This is a genomic window from Faecalibacterium sp. An122 (assembly GCF_002160895.1).
Lineage (GTDB): Bacteria > Bacillota > Clostridia > Oscillospirales > Ruminococcaceae > Faecalibacterium.
Genome location: NZ_NFLL01000001.1, coordinates 54,563 through 70,085, shown reverse-complemented (window position 1 = coordinate 70,085; position 15,523 = coordinate 54,563). Strand labels below are relative to the sequence as shown.

Annotated in this window: 11 protein-coding genes; all 11 read right to left on the bottom strand. The window is 61.4% G+C overall.

Going from position 1 to position 15,523, the window contains the following annotated elements:
• Positions 1-21 precede the first annotated feature (21 nt).
• Positions 22-3,849, bottom strand: a complete 3,828-nt coding sequence (locus tag B5E67_RS00295; protein WP_087381603.1) for a DNA-directed RNA polymerase subunit beta — start codon at positions 3,847-3,849, stop codon at positions 22-24.
• Between the two features lie 455 nt (positions 3,850-4,304).
• On the bottom strand, positions 4,305-5,381 hold the full coding sequence (rpoD, locus tag B5E67_RS00290) for an RNA polymerase sigma factor RpoD (RefSeq protein ID WP_087364972.1): 1,077 nt from the start codon (positions 5,379-5,381) through the stop codon (positions 4,305-4,307).
• 47 nt (positions 5,382-5,428) lie between these two features.
• Positions 5,429-7,204, bottom strand: coding sequence for a DNA primase (dnaG, locus tag B5E67_RS00285; RefSeq protein ID WP_087364971.1), 1,776 nt, complete (start codon positions 7,202-7,204; stop codon positions 5,429-5,431).
• A 57-nt stretch (positions 7,205-7,261) separates the two neighbouring features.
• On the bottom strand, positions 7,262-8,263 hold the full coding sequence (locus B5E67_RS00280; protein WP_087381600.1) for a deoxyguanosinetriphosphate triphosphohydrolase: 1,002 nt from the start codon (positions 8,261-8,263) through the stop codon (positions 7,262-7,264).
• 110 nt (positions 8,264-8,373) lie between these two features.
• Entirely contained in the window at positions 8,374-8,994 is a 621-nt protein-coding gene (locus B5E67_RS00275; protein ID WP_087381597.1) for a YigZ family protein, read from the bottom strand.
• 292 nt (positions 8,995-9,286) lie between these two features.
• Positions 9,287-10,381 (bottom strand): acryloyl-CoA reductase electron transfer subunit beta, encoded by a 1,095-nt coding sequence (acrA, locus tag B5E67_RS00270; RefSeq protein WP_087246652.1) that lies wholly within the window; start codon positions 10,379-10,381, stop codon positions 9,287-9,289.
• A 19-nt stretch (positions 10,382-10,400) separates the two neighbouring features.
• Positions 10,401-11,195: an acryloyl-CoA reductase electron transfer subunit gamma gene (gene acrB / locus B5E67_RS00265; RefSeq protein ID WP_087246651.1), complete on the bottom strand. Its 795-nt coding sequence runs from the start codon at positions 11,193-11,195 to the stop codon at positions 10,401-10,403.
• A 16-nt stretch (positions 11,196-11,211) separates the two neighbouring features.
• Complete coding sequence (locus B5E67_RS00260; RefSeq protein ID WP_087246650.1) at positions 11,212-12,381, bottom strand: acyl-CoA dehydrogenase family protein; 1,170 nt, start codon at positions 12,379-12,381, stop codon at positions 11,212-11,214.
• A 116-nt stretch (positions 12,382-12,497) separates the two neighbouring features.
• Positions 12,498-13,370, bottom strand: a complete 873-nt coding sequence (locus B5E67_RS00255; protein ID WP_087246649.1) for a 3-hydroxyacyl-CoA dehydrogenase NAD-binding domain-containing protein — start codon at positions 13,368-13,370, stop codon at positions 12,498-12,500.
• Between the two features lie 52 nt (positions 13,371-13,422).
• Positions 13,423-14,208 carry an enoyl-CoA hydratase-related protein gene (locus tag B5E67_RS00250; RefSeq protein ID WP_087381594.1) on the bottom strand — a complete coding sequence of 262 codons (786 nt, stop codon included), beginning with the start codon at positions 14,206-14,208 and terminating at the stop codon, positions 13,423-13,425.
• Between the two features lie 100 nt (positions 14,209-14,308).
• Positions 14,309-15,496 carry an acetyl-CoA C-acetyltransferase gene (locus B5E67_RS00245; protein ID WP_087364965.1) on the bottom strand — a complete coding sequence of 396 codons (1,188 nt, stop codon included), beginning with the start codon at positions 15,494-15,496 and terminating at the stop codon, positions 14,309-14,311.
• Between the last annotated feature and the right edge of the window lie 27 nt (positions 15,497-15,523).

The window sequence follows — 15,523 nt, the reverse complement described above, 5'->3', positions numbered from 1 at the left end:
CCGATGCGAAACCGGCTGTTTTTATTCGTCGAAGTCAACTTCGTCCGCCGGCTGGCCTGCGTCGGCTGCAGGGCTGTCCTCCAGGGAAGCGGCATCGTCAAAGCCTGCGTCGGCATCCTTGATGGTGTAGTCGTTGAGCAGCTCGCTCTCCTGCACCACGTTCTCCACGCCGGCGACCTCACGCATATCGAAGCCAGTCTCCTCCTCGTCGAAGTTCTGGCGCATATCGATCTCGTTGCCGTCCTTGTCCTGGACGATGACGTCCAGACCCAGAGACTGCAGTTCCTTGAGCATGACGCGGAAGGATTCGGGGATGCCGGGCTGAGGCACCGGCTCGCCCTTGACGATGGCCTCGTAGGTCTTGACACGGCCCTCCACGTCGTCCGACTTGACGGTCAGGATCTCCTGCAGGGTGTAGGCTGCGCCGTAAGCCTCCAGGGCCCAGACTTCCATCTCGCCGAAGCGCTGGCCGCCGAACTGGGCCTTGCCGCCCAGGGGCTGCTGGGTAACCAGAGAGTAGGGACCGGTGGAACGGGCGTGGATCTTATCGTCGACCAGGTGATGCAGCTTGAGGTAGTACATATAACCCACGGTGACGCGGTTATCGAACTTCTCGCCGGTGCGGCCGTCGTACACGGTGGTCTTGCCGTCGCGGTCCAGCTCGATCTTGGAGAAGTCGATGATGTGGCCCTGCTCACCCATGATCTTGGGCAGCTTGGTGGGATACGCGGGGGCGTTCTCGCCGTGCCACTTCTCGCGGGCGGTGTCGAAGGTGTCGCCGATGTCGTTCTCACGGGCGGAGTCGAAGACGGGGGTCATGACCTTGATGCCGCAGGCCTTGGCCGCATAGCCCAGGTTGACTTCCAGGACCTGACCGATGTTCATACGGGAAGGAACGCCCAGGGGGTTCAGCACGATGTCCAGCGGGGTGCCGTCGGGCAGGTAGGGCATATCTTCCTGAGGCAGAATGCGGGAGACAACACCCTTGTTGCCGTGACGGCCTGCCATCTTGTCGCCGACGCTGATCTTGCGCTTCTGGGCGATATAGCAGCGGACCACTTCACGGACGCCGGGCTGCAGCTCGTCGCTGTTCTCGGGGGTAAAGACCTTGACATCCACAATGATGCCGTACTCGCCGTGGGGCACGCGCAGAGAGGTGTCGCGGACTTCGCGGGCCTTCTCACCGAAGATGGCGCGCAGCAGGCGCTCCTCGGCGGTCAGCTCGGTCTCGCCCTTGGGGGTGACCTTACCGACCAGGATGTCGCCGCTCTTGACCTCGGCGCCGATGCGGATGATGCCGCGCTCGTCCAGATCCTTCAGGGCGTCCTCCGAGACGTTGGGGATGTCGCGGGTGATTTCCTCGGGTCCCAGCTTGGTGTCGCGGGACTCGGTCTCATATTCCTCGATGTGGATCGAGGTGTACACGTCCTCACGGACGATCTTCTCGTTCAGCAGAACGGCGTCCTCGTAGTTGTAGCCCTCCCAGGTCATGAAGCCGATCAGAGCGTTCTTGCCCAGAGAGATTTCGCCGTTGCGCATAGCGGGGCCGTCGGCCAGGACCTGGCCCTTCTTGACGGTCTCGCCCACGGTCACGATGGGACGCTGGTTGATGCAGGTGCCTGCGTTGGAGCGGGCGAACTTGATGAGGCTGTAATCATCCACACCGCCCTGGTCGTTGCGGACCACCACGTGGTCTGCATCCACACGCTCGACCACGCCGTCTCTGTTGGCCAGAACTGCGACGCCCGAGTCGGTGGCGGCCTTGTACTCCATACCGGTGGCCACCAGCGGCTGCTGGGTGACCATCAGAGGCACGGCCTGACGCTGCATGTTGGAGCCCATCAGAGCACGGTTACAGTCGTCGTTCTCCAGGAAGGGAATCATGGCGGTAGCCACAGAAACCATCATCCGGGGAGAAACGTCCACGAAGTCCACCTTTTCGGCGTCGATTTCCAGAATCTCATCCCGGCGGCGGGCCGAAACGCGCTGACGCTTGAAGTGACGGCCCTCGTCCAGAGGCTCGTTGGCCTGAGCAACCACGTACTCATCCTCGACGTCGGCGGTCATATAGACCACATCGTCGGTGACCACCTGGTCGATGACGCGGCCCTTCTCGTCGTAGGTCTTTTCGACGCGGCGGTAGGGAGCCTCGATGAAGCCGTACTCATTGATCTTGGCATAGGATGCCAGGTAGGAAATCAGACCGATGTTGGGACCTTCGGGGGTCTCAATGGGGCACATGCGGCCGTAGTGGCTGTAGTGAACGTCGCGAACTTCGAAGCCTGCGCGGTCACGGCTCAGACCGCCGGGGCCCAGGGCCGACAGACGGCGCTTGTGGGTCAGCTCAGCCAGGGGGTTGTTCTGATCCATGAACTGGGACAGAGGCGAAGAACCGAAGAACTCCTTGATGGCGGCCACCACAGGACGGATGTTGATGAGGGCCTGGGGGGTCAGGGTGCTCTGATCCTGGCTCTGCAGGGTCATGCGCTCACGGATGACGCGCTCCATGCGGGAGAAGCCGATCCGGAACTGGTTCTGGAGCAGCTCGCCCACGCTGCGGATACGGCGGTTGCCCAGGTGGTCGATATCGTCGGTGGTGCCGATGCCGTGGGCCAGGCCATTCAGGTAGTTGATGGAGGCCAGGATATCGGTGACGGTCAGGGTGCGGCCGATCAGCAGGTCATGGTTGCGGCGGAGCAGTTCCTTCTGCTCCTCGGCATCGCTGGTGGTGTCCAGGATCTTGCGCAGTTCCTCAAAGGAGCAGCGCTCGTTGATGCCGCACTCCTTCACGTCGAAGGAGAAGAAGCCCTGTGCGTCCACGCAGCCGTTGGTGATGACCTTCACCGGCTTGTCGTCGATCATCAGGGTGACCAGGTTGACGCCGGCGGCGTCCGCCTGCTCGGCCTTGGCGCGGGTGATCTTCTCCCCTGCCTCGATCAGCAGCTCACCGGTCAGGGGGTCCACCACGTTCTCAGCGGCGACCTGGCCGATGATGCGGCGGGCCAGAGCCAGCTTCTTGTTCATCTTATAACGGCCGAACCGGGACAGATCGTACCGGCGGGGGTCAAAGAAGAGCATGTTGATCTGGCTGGTGGCGGACTCCACCGTGGGAGGCTCGCCGGGGCGCAGCTTGCGGTAAACTTCCAGCAGGCCTTCCTCGGTGTTCTTGGTGGTATCCTTCTCCAGGGTGGCCAGGATGCGCTCATCCTCGCCGAAGTAGTTCAGGATGTCCTCATTGCTGGACAGGCCCAGCGCACGGCACAGGACGGTGACGGGCAGCTTGCGGTTCTTATCAATGCGGACGTAGAAGACGTCGGAGGCGTCGGTCTCATACTCCAGCCATGCGCCGCGGTTGGGGTTCATGGTGGCGCTGAACAAGTCGTTGCCCACCTTGTCCTTGGCGGCGCCATAGAACACGCCCGGGGAACGAACCAGCTGGCTGACGATGACGCGCTCGGCGCCGTTGATGACGAAGGTGCCCGCATCGGTCATCAGGGGGAAGTCTCCCATGAAGATCTCCTGATCCTTGACCTCGCCGGTCTCCTTGTTCAGCAGGCGGGCCGTGACGCGCAGGGGTGCTGCGTAGGTGACGTCGCGGCTCTTGCACTCCTTGATGCTGTACTTGGGCTCTTTGTCGAGGCGGTAATCCACGAAGCTCAGCGCGAGGTTGCCGGTGTAATCCTCAATGACGCTGATATCATGAAATACCTCCCGCAGACCTTCGTCCAGGAACCACTGATAGGAATTCTTCTGGACCTCGATCAGGTTGGGCATCTCAATGACTTCGTCGATGTGGGAGAAGCTCATCCGCTCGGTTTTGCCGAGTTTTACGGGCTTGACTTTCATCATAAAATCGACCACTCCTTACTTTTATACTCCACGGACGTGATAACAAGGCGGTGCGAAACCGCCCGATTTCTGGCAGACTCACAGAAACAGCCCCTGCGCAGGCCGAACGGGTTCGTCGTTTTTCACAAACTTTTCGTTTCAAGCGAGCTGCGAAACCCCATTTTTCGCGCAGTATTCCATTTTGTGATACTACTGCAGTATAGCGCAAAAAAGCCCTGTTGTCAAGCCATTTTACAGCTTTCAGTCAAAAATTTTTTCTGCGCGCAAATTGCTTCGCACACACGGAGGCGTGTTTCGAATGTTGATTTTAGGGCTTGCATTTTCGGTTTTTCACGTTCCATCCAAAAAAGGCTTTGGTGATTTTGTCTATCTTGTCTCTTGCAATTTGCGCCCCGCGTGCTAGGGGGCCAAACAAAAATCCCCTGCTCTTCCCAAAAGGAAAAGCAGGGGGTGTTTTATTCTTCCAGATAATCCCGCAGGCGCTTGGCGCGGCTGGGGTGGCGCAGTTTACGGAGGGCTTTGGCCTCGATCTGCCGCACCCGCTCCCGGGTGACGTTGAATTCCTGGCCCAGCTCTTCCAGAGTGTGGGGCTGGCCGTCCTCCAGGCCAAACCGGAGCGAGAGCACCCGCTGTTCCCGGGGGGTCAGGCTGGCCAGCACCGACACCAGTTCCCGGTGAAGCATCTGGCGGCCCGCCTCATCGGCGGGGATGCCCGCAGTGTCGTCCTGGACAAAGTCCTCGATGTGGGCGTCTTCCTCCTCCCCCACCGGCGCCTCCAGGCTCACCGGTTCCTGAGACAGCTGCAGCAGCTGGCTGACCCGGTCCGGCTCCAGAGAGAGGCGGACCGCGATCTCGGCGGGGGTGGGTTCCCGGCCATTCTGATGGAGCAGCTCGGAGGAAGTCTTTTTCACCCGGTTGATGCTCTCCACCAGATGGACCGGAATCCGGATGGTGCGGCCCTGGTCGGCAATGGCCCGGGTGATGGCCTGGCGAATCCACCAGGTGGCATAGGTGGAGAACTTGAAGCCACGTTCCGGCTCAAACTTCTCGGCCGCCTTCATCAGGCCCAGGTTTCCCTCCTGGATCAGGTCCAGAAAGGGCAGGCCCCGGCCGGCGTACCGCTTGGCCACCGACACCACCAGACGCAGGTTGGCCTCGCAGAGGCGGCGGCGGGCCTGGGCATCCCCCGCCCGGGCGGCAGCGGCCAGGGCGGCCTCCTCCTCTGCCCCCAGCAGCGGAACGGCGCCGATCTCCTTTAAATAGGCTTTGACCGGGTCGTCCAGGGTCACCCCCGAGGGAGACAGCTCTTTCTCCAAACTGCCGATCTGCTCCTCGTCCAGCGCGGGCAGGTCGGGTTCTTCCTCGTCCTCGGGCGCCAGATCCACCCCTTTGGCCTTGAGGGCCTCATACAGCGCATCCAGACCCGACAGGTCAAAGTCCTCCGCCTCCATGGCGCGGCTCAGCTGCTCGGGCGTCAGCGGGCGGCGGCGGGCCTTGCGGGCCAGAGAATCTGCAAGCATTTCTGGGGACATAAACGGGCGTCTCTCCTTTCGGTGAACCAAAGTCCAGGGCGGCAGGATTATTCTTCCTCCGGCTGGCCGCCCCCTTTGCGCCGGCTTATCTGCGCCAGGTAGTCTTTCAGCTCCTGGGCGCTCTTATCGGCTGCCCGGGCGGAGAGAGGCTCCCCCCGCGCGATCCGTTCCAGATACATTTCAATATCCTGCGGCGTGCAGCTCACATCACTGTATTCTGCCGCGGCGCCGCTCAGTTCATTCATGGCCTTTTCGCTGATCACCGTTGCCACCGCGCCCAAACTCACCTCGTGCCCCTCCTGATAGCACCGGAGGATGGCCTCGTACCCCTCCCGCAGCTCGGGATTCAGGATGCTCTCGGGCCGCAGGGCCGGGGCGATCTTCTTCAGGTAGTCGGGCTGACGCAGGGCGGCCGCCACCAGCCGCCGCTGGGAGGACGCCACCCCGATAGCGCCGGGACCGCTCTTATCATAGGGGACTTTGATGGTGTCCATCTCCCCCGAGTGCAGGATTTCTTTCCGCCGGGCTGAGCGGCGCTTGGCCCCCAGCTTGCGGGCGACGTCCTCCACCTGGGTCAGGATGGCGTTTTTGGCAATGTTGGTTTCTTCGGCCAGACGACCGGCGTACAGTTCTTTTTCGGTGGGGGTGGAACCATTGGCCAGGATCTCCACCGCCTCCTGGATGTAGCCCAGACGCTGGTTGTCCTGGGACAGGTCATACTTGGCCCGGGCGCGGGCCAGCCGGAAATCCAGCGCGTTGCCGGCGCCGTCCAGCAGCTGGCGGAACCGCTCAGCGCCAAACTTCTTGATGTACTCGTCGGGGTCCTTGGCGTTGGGGATGTTCAGCACCCCCACCTGAACCGGACTGTTGCGGAACAATTCCAGGGAGCGCAGGGTGGCCTTCTGGCCCGCCTCGTCCGAGTCGTAGCTCAGAATCACCTCGTCGGCGTATTCGCTGAGCAGACGGACCTGGGCCTGGGTCAGGGCGGTGCCGCAGGCGCAGACCGCCGTGTCCACCCCCGCCTGCTGCATGCTGATGACATCCATGTAGCCCTCGCAGAGGACATACCGCCGGGAGGCGCTCTTTTTGGCGATCTGGAGGGCGAACACCGTCTCCGACTTGTGATACACCAGCGTCTCGGGGCTGTTGACGTACTTGGGTTTGGAGTCATCCAGAACGCGGCCGCCAAAGGCGATCACGTTCCCACGCAGATCAAAGATGGGGGTGATGACCCGCCGCCAGAACAGGCAGTAGATCCGCCCCGACTGGCTCCGCTTGAACAGGCCGCTGGCATCCATTTCCGCCTGGGTATAGCCCTTGTCCCGCAGATGGTGGTACAAAGCCTGTCCATCGTTGGGGGCATAGCCCAGGCCGAACCGGGCAATGGTCCGGTCATCCAGACCACGCCGCCGCCAGTAGGCCCGGGCCTGAGCGGCCTCGTCCACACTGGAATTCAGGCAGGCATGGAAGAACCGGGCCGCCTCCTTGTTCATGGAAAGAATCCGGCTGCGCATCCGGCCGGTGCCGTCGTCCTCCTCCGGCTCGGGCATGCCGGACCGCTCGGCCAGCAGCTTGACCGCCTCGGGATAACTGAGGGAGCTGATCTTTTTTACAAAGGTAATGACGTCGCCGCCCGCCCCGCAGCCAAAGCAGTAGAAGCTCTGGGTTTCGGGGTAGACGTAAAAGGACGGCGTCTTTTCGTTGTGGAAGGGACACAGCCCGCTGTACAGCCGGCCTTTGTGCTTGAGCTGAACATAACTGCCCACCACATCCACAACGTCGTTGCGGCGGATCAGCTCTTCAACGTATTCGTGCGATATCATGCAATGAACTTCCCTAACATCTGATTTTTGTTTTCCCGGTCATTCTGCCGTCGGCCCTTACAGCACATGCCAGCGCTTGGGCACATAGAGCTCCTCAAAGGCGCGGATGGCAAAATCATCGCTCATCCCGCTGATATAGTCAGCCACCGCCCGGTCGTCCCCTTCCTCCTCTGCAATCTGCTGATAGAGGGTGGACATCTGTTCGGTGTGGGCCATATAGTGCCCATACAGCGACTCGATGACCTTTTCCACCTTCTGTTCCTCGTGCTTGGCCACCTTGTCCACGTAGACGGTGCTGTACATGAAGGCCTTCAGCACCCGGAATGCCTCATCCTCCACCGGACCGGCCTGGATGGTCCCCGGCTCGGTATGAAGCAGGATGCTGTTGATCATGGCGGTAATCCGCGCCGACTTGGTCTGACCCAGCACGTCGGTGGCTTCTCTGGGCAGGACGGCGGGGTCCAGGACCCCGGCCCGCACCGCATCCTCGATGTCGTGGTTGACATAGGCGATCTGATCGGCCATCCGGACAATCCGTCCTTCCGGCGTAGCCGCCCATGTTCCCTTGGTGTGGGTGACGATGCCGTTGCGGACCTCCCAGGTCAGGTTCAGGCCGCTGCCGTCCTTTTCCAGGCGGTCCACCACCCGCAGGCTCTGCTCATAGTGCTTGAAGCCCCCGGGATGAAGCCGGTTCAGCGCCCGCTCCCCTGCATGGCCAAAGGGGGTATGCCCCAGATCGTGGGCCAGTGCGATGGCCTCGGTGAGGTCCTCGTTGAGGCGGAGGGCCCGGGCAATGGTACGGGCAATCTGGGAAACTTCCAGGGTATGGGTCAGGCGGGTGCGGTACAGGTCCCCCTCCGGCGAGAGAAAGACCTGGGTTTTCTGCTTGAGGCGGCGGAACGCCTTGCAGTGGATGATGCGGTCCCGGTCCCGCTGATAGACGGGACGGATGGGGTCCTGGGGCTCGGGCCGGGCCCGGCCGCGGCTCTGATCGGAAAAACTGGCCCAGGACGCAAAGGTCAGGCGCTCAATTTCTTCGGTTCGCAGACGTACATCCATAGGCTATACCTCACTTTCAACATCACGGGCCCAAGGTCCGCCTTGGTTATTCTAGCACAGAGGACATGTCACAAGGGGAAGAATTCTGGAATATGGAAAAATTTTCCAATTCAGACCGGCCCGTAGAAGGGCTCGGACACCTCCACTTTCCCCTGTCCGCGGGTCAGCTCCCGCAGCTGTTCCAGCAGTTCTCCCTGGGTGCCGGCCCGCATCTGCCACTGCAGGGACACCCGGTCGGTAAACTCCGGATCAGCCAGGCGGCCCCCGGCGGCGGCCACCAGAAGGGTCACCCGCTCATACAGGGAATAGTCCACCGTGGTGGAGAGACGGACCACCGGCTGAACCGTCACCTTTTCGGCGGCTTCCAATGCGCTGGACGCCGCGCTGGTGTAGGCCCGAACCAGGCCGCCGGTCCCCAGCAGAATCCCGCCGAAATACCGGGTTACCACCACGATCAAATCGGTCAGGCCGCTGTGGCCGATGACTTCCAGCACCGGGGTGCCGGCAGTCTTGGCAGGCTCGCCGTCATCGGAATAGCGCTCCCGGTTGCCGGCCCGGAGTTTATAGGCGTAGACGTTGTGGCGTGCGGTCCGGTTGGCCGCCCGGATCTGTTCCAGAAAGGCCACGGCCTCCTCTTCGCTCTCGACGTGGGCAGCAGCCGCCAGAAAGCGGCTCTTCTTCTCCTCATATTCCCCGGATGCGGTGCCCCGGATGGTGCGGTATTCTTCCAAAATTCGGTCCTCCCCTTTATGTCTTTATTAGAGTATAGCATAAATCGACATTTGCGCAAGGGCGCACATCCAGGCGCAAAAAATGCTCGGTCCAAAGGCGGAGCGTCCAAAATACGGTTTTCAAGCGGCCTTGGCCGGCAAACCGCTGGCCTCCAAAAAGTGCATTTACCTACTCTTCTGATGCCACAGGATCTTTCCCGCCTCATCGGATGTCCCGGCACGCAAAAAGCGCCCCGCCCGAAGGCAGAGCGCTTTGTTACGATTTTACGAGCGTTTTAGGTGTAAAGTAGACTTACTTTGCAGCCTTGGCAGCCTCGATCTCCTTGATCAGATCGGGCACGACCTTGAACAGGTCGCCCACGATGCCGTAATCAGCGACGCCGAAGATGGGGGCGGTCTCGTTCTTGTTCACGGCAATGATCAGCTCGGAATCCTGCATGCCAGCCACGTGCTGGATGGCGCCGGAGATACCCAGAGCGACGTAGATCTTGGGATGGACGGTCTTGCCGGTCTGGCCAACCTGGTGGTCAGCGCTCATCCAGCCTGCGTCGGTGACGGCACGGGAAGCACCCACAACGCCGCCGCCCAGAGCAGCAGCCAGCTGCTCGGCCAGAGCAATGCCCTTCTCCACGTCCTTGGAGATGCCGCGGCCCACAGAGACAATGACGTCTGCGCCGATCAGGTCAACCAGCTTGGTGGCGGCCTTCTCCACGCTCAGGACCTCGGTCTTGATGTCGTCGGTGGTCAGGCTGAAAGCGGGCTTGACGATCTGGCAGGCATCAGCCTTGGCCTGATCGAAGGGGGCCTTCTTCATGACGCCGGGACGGACGGTGGACATCTGGGGACGGAACCGGGGGCAGATAATGGTAGCCATCAGGTGACCGCCGAATGCAGGACGGGTCATCTTCAGGTTGCGGTCCTCGTAGTCAAAGGTCTGCTTGGACAGGTCGATGGTGGAGCTCTCAGCCAGGAATTCCACGTACTTCTTGGTGTCGATGTCCAGGTGGGTGGCGTCGGCGGTCAGACCGGTGTGCAGACGGGCTGCGCAGCGGGGGCCGAGGTCACGGCCGATGTTGGTTGCGCCGATCAGCAGAACCTCAGGCTTGAACTCGTTGACCATGTCGCAGACGACCTTGGCGTATGCGTCGGTGGTGTAATCCTTGAGCAGCGGGCTCTCGCAGACGATGACCTTGTCAGCGCCGTAGCCGCCCAGCTCCTTGGCGATGGACTCAACCTGATCGCCCAGCAGCAAGCCAGTGACTTCGCAGCCCAGCTCGTCGGCCAGCTTGCGGGCCTCGCTCACCAGCTCGAAGTCGGTGGACATCAGTGTGCCCTGCCGCTGCTCGCAGAAGACCCACACGCCCTTGTATTCGTTAAAATCAGCCATTGTAATCCTGCTCCTTTCGTCAGATCAGATGCTTGCCGGCCAGGACAGACGCCAGCTGAGCAGCCACGTCGTCACCGGTGAGCATGGTGCCTGCACCCTTCTGGGGAGGAGTGAAGGACTTAAAGACGTTGGTGGGCGAGCCCTTCAGACCGATGGTGTCCACCTCGATCAGGGGATCATCTTTCAGAGCCTCGTAGTCAAAGACTTCCATCGGCTTGTCGTAGCAGGTGAAGATGCCGTTGATGTTCATGTAACGGGGCTGGTTCAGCTCCTTGATGCAGGTGATCAGGCAGGGAGTCTTGACCCGGATCATCATGTAGCCGTCTTCCAGCATGCGCTTGACCACCAGGGTGTCGCCATCCTTCTGGATGTCGGCAGCGTAGGTGACCTGAGGCAGGTGCAGCTTCTCAGCGATCTGGGGACCGACCTGGGCGGTATCGCCGTCGATGGCCTGACGGCCGCAGAAGACGATATCCTCGGGGCCGACGCCAATCTTGTTGACGGCAGCAGCCAGGATCTGGCTGGTGGCGAAGGTATCGGAACCGCCGAACTCACGGCCCGAAACCAGAACGGCACGGTCAGCGCCGCGGGCCAGCAGCTCGCGCAGCATGCCTTCGGCCGGCGGGGGGCCCATGGTCACGACGACGACTTCGCAGCCGGTGGCGTCCTTCAGCTTGAGGGCGGCCTCCAGGGCGTTCAGGTCATCGGGGTTGGTGATGGTTGCCATAGAGGCACGGTCGAGGGTTCCGTCCGGCTTGACTGCAACCTTGCCGGAGGTATCGGGAACCTGCTTGACACAAACAATCGCTTTCATTGTAACATTGCCCTCCTTACTTCAGCAGCGCGCCCGAGATGACCATCATCTGCACTTCGCTGGTGCCCTCGTAGATCTCGGTGATCTTGGCGTCGCGCATCATCCGCTCGATCGGATAGTCGCGGGTATAGCCGTAACCGCCGAAGAGCTGCAGGCAGCGGCGGGTCACGTCGCTGGCCGTGCGGGAAGCGATCAGCTTGGCCTCGGCAGCCTCCACGCTGTAGCGGACCTTCTGGCCGTTCATGGCGTCCTGCTTCTTGAGTGCAGCAGCGTACACCAGGTACTTGGCAGCGTCTACGCGGGCCTTCATCTCGGCCAGCTCGAACTGGGTGTTCTGGAACTGAGCGATGCTGCGGCCAAACTGCTTGCGCTCCTTGACGTAAGCGACAGTCTCGTCGATGGCGCCCTCAGCGATGCCCAGAGCCTGTGCGGCGATGCCGATACGGCCGCCGTCCAGGGTAGCCATGGCCAGCTGGAAGCCCTTGCCCTTGACGCCCAGCAGACGATCCTTGGGGATCAGGCAGTCTTCCATGATCAGCTCGCAGGTGGAGGAACCACGGATGCCCATCTTGTCCTCGGGCTTGCCGACCTTGAAGCCGGGATCGGTGCGCTCCACGATGAAAGCGGAAATCTCTTTGCTCTTGCGGCCGCGCTTGTCCACCACGGTGCCGGTGACAGCGATGATGATGAACACATCGGCGTAGCCTGCGTTGGTGATGAAGATCTTGGAGCCGTTCAGCAGCCAGCCGTCCTCACGCTCCACAGCGAAGGTCTGCTGACCCTGGGCGTCGGTGCCGGCGCCCGGCTCGGTCAGGCCGAAAGCACCCAGCCACTCGCCGCTGCACAGCTTGGGCAGGTACTTTGCCTTCTGCTCGGGGGTACCGTTCTCGTAGATGGGAGCGGCGCACAGAGAGGTGTGGGCCGACAGGATAACGCCCGTCGTGCCGCAGACCTTGCTCATTTCCTCAACGGCCATGACGTAGCTCAGCACGTCGCCGCCGGCTCCGCCCACAGCGGTCGGGAAGTAGATGCCCATCATACCGAGCTTACCCATCTTCTCGACGGTCTCTTTGGGGAAGTATTCTTCTGCATCCACCTGTTTTGCCAGGGGTTTGACTTCGTTCTCAGCGAACTCGCGGTACATCTTCTGCGCCATGAGCTGCTGCTTGGACAGAGTAAAATCCATCACTGCTTCCTCCCTTGGAAATCATAGTATTATGGGGCCGGGCAAAACCGCTCCCCGCAGGAGCTATTCACCTGCGGGGAGCGACCCGTTACGCCCGGATTACCCCTTGCGGCATCTTACAGCTTGTCGACCGGGGTCTTGGTGCGGTCAGCGTTGTAGACATAGAAGCCCTTGCCGGCCTTGCAGCCCAGGTTGCCGCCGCGAACCATCTTGCGCAGCAGGGGGCATGCACGATACTTGGAGTCGCCGGTCTCCTTGTACAGGACGTCCATGATGGCCAGGCAGATATCCAGGCCAATGAAGTCGCCCAGCTCCAGGGGTCCCATGGGGTGGTTGGCGCCCAGCTTCATAGCGGCGTCGATGCCCTCGATGTCCGAAACGCCCTCCATCTTGATGAAGGCAGCCTCGTTGATCATGGGGATCAGGATGCGGTTGACCACGAAGCCGGCAGCCTCGTTGACCTGAACCGGCTGCTTGCCGATGGCAACAGAGATCTCCTTGATCTTCTCAACGGTCTCGTTGGGGGTGTTGCAGCCAGCGATGACCTCGATCAGCTTCATGCGGTCGGCGGGGTTGAAGAAGTGCATACCCACCAGAGGACGGCTCAGGCCCTTGCCGATCTCGGTGATGGACAGGGACGAGGTGTTGGAAGCGAAGATGCACTCGGGCTTGCAGATCTTGTCCAGAGCTGCGAAGGTGTCCTGCTTGACCTTCATATCCTCGAAAGCGGCCTCAACGATCAGATCGCAGTCAGCGCACAGATCTTCCTTGACGCCCGGGGTGATGGCTGCGCAGATCTCGTCAGCCTTGGCCTTGGTCATCTTGCCCTTGGCGACCAGACGGTCATAGCCCTTGGCGATCTTGGCCTTGCCATTCTCAGCCCACTCCTGCTTGATATCGCACAGAGCAACGGTGTTGCCCTCAACCTGAGCAAATGCCTTTGCGATGCCCTGGCCCATGGTGCCAGCGCCGATAACGCCGATTTTCATAGCAATTTCTCCTTTTTATAATCTGAATTATAATTGAATGGATTGCAAATACTTAGTTGTTGGTAAAGACAGCCTTGGGCTTGGGTTTCTCGCGGGAGAGGAAGCAAGCCATGCCCTCCACCTGATCGTGGGTCTCGAAGCAGTCGCCGAACAGCTTCTCCTCCACCTCGACGGCCTTCTCGATGGGCAGCGAAATGCCCTCGTTCATGGCCTTCTTGCAGTTGCGGACTGCGATGGGGGCGTTCTTGGCGATCTTGCCGGCCAGCTTCAGGGCGTTCTCCATCAGCTCAGCCTGGGGATACACAGCGTTCACCAGACCGATCCGCAGAGCCTCGTCGGCCTTGATGTTCAGAGCCGAGTAGACCAGCTGCTTGGCCATGCCCAGGCCCACCAGACGGGCCAGGCGCTGGGTGCCGCCGAAGCCCGGGGTGATGCCCAGGCCCACTTCGGGCTGGCCGAAGACGGCGTTGTCGGAGCACAGGCGAATGTCGCAGCTCATGGCCAGCTCATTGCCGCCGCCCAGAGCGAAGCCATTGACGGCTGCGATGACGGGGATGGGGAAGTTCTCGATCATCAGGAAGATGTCGTTGCCCAGCTTGCCGAAGGCCTCGCCTTCTGCCTTGGTCATGGTGCTCATGGAGCCGATGTCGGCGCCGGCCACGAAGCTCTTATCCCCTTCGCCGGTCAGGACGATGCAGCGGATGGTGTTCTGATCCACAGCCTCAAAAGCGGCCTTCAGATCAGCCAGAACCTCGGGGTTCAGTGCGTTCAGTGCCTTGGGACGGTCGATGGTAATGATCTCGACAGCGCCCTGCACTTCAGTCTTTACAAAAGCCATAGTGTTTCCTTTCAGCCTATCAAAGGCGGGCGCGCTGCCGGCGCGGGGAGGTTCCCGCGCCGGCGCGCCCGGATCAAATCAATTCAGCAGGCCGGATGGATTAGTCCATCTCGACGATGGTGGCGCAGCCCATGCCGCCGCCGATGCACAGGGTGGCCAGGCCCTTCTTGGCGCCGCGATGCTTCATGGCGTACAGCAGGGTGACCAGGATGCGGCAGCCGGAAGCGCCGACGGGGTGGCCCAGAGCGATGGCGCCGCCGTTGACGTTGACCTTCTCCATGTCAAAGCCCAGGTCGTGAGCCACAGCCAGAGACTGGGAAGCGAAAGCCTCGTTGGCCTCGATCAGGTCCATATCGGCGACGGTCAGGCCAGCCTTGGCCATAACCTTCTTGGTAGCTGCAACGGGGCCCACACCCATGATGGAGGGATCCACGCCGCCCAGAGCGCCTGCAACCCAGGTAGCCATCGGGGTGATGCCCAGCTCCTTGGCCTTCTCCTCGCTCATGACCACGACAGCAGCTGCGCCGTCGTTGATGGCGGAAGCGTTGCCGGCGGTGACCTTGCCGTCCTTCTTGAAGGCGGGCTTCAGCTTGGCCAGAACTTCGGGAGCGCTCAGACGGGGGCCTTCATCGGTATCGAAGATGATGTCGCCCTTCTTGTTCTTGATGACGACGGGGACGATCTCGTCCTTGAATGCGCCGCTCTTGATGGCAGCGTCAGCCTTCAGCTGGCTGTTGTAAGCGAAGTTGTCCAGGTCCTCACGGCTCAGGTTCCACTGATCTGCAACGTTCTCAGCGGTGATGCCCATGTGGTAGTTGTTGAACACATCCCACAGAGCGTCGTTGACCATGGTGTCCACCAGCTCGCTCTTGCCCATGGGAGAACCCATGCGGTAGCCGTAGCGGGCCTTCATCATTGCGAAGGGAGCCATATCCATGTTCTCGGTGCCGCCTGCAACCACGATGTCAGCATCGCCGGCCTCGATCATGCGGGCTGCCATGTTCACGCACTCCAGACCGGAGCCGCAGACCACGTTGACGGTCACAGCGGGGACCTCAACGGGCAGGCCAGCCTTCAGAGAAGCCTGACGGGCAACGTTCTGGCCCTGGCCAGCCTGGATGACACAGCCCATGTAGACCTGGTCAACCTGCTCGGGCTTGACGTTGGCGCGCTGGAGAGCTTCCTTGATGACCACAGCGCCCAGCTCGGCAGCGGGGACGTTGGACAGGGTGCCGCCAAACTTACCAATGGCGGTGCGGCATGCAGATGCGATAACGATCTTTTTCATGTTGAATTGCCTCCTGTTTCGCATGAA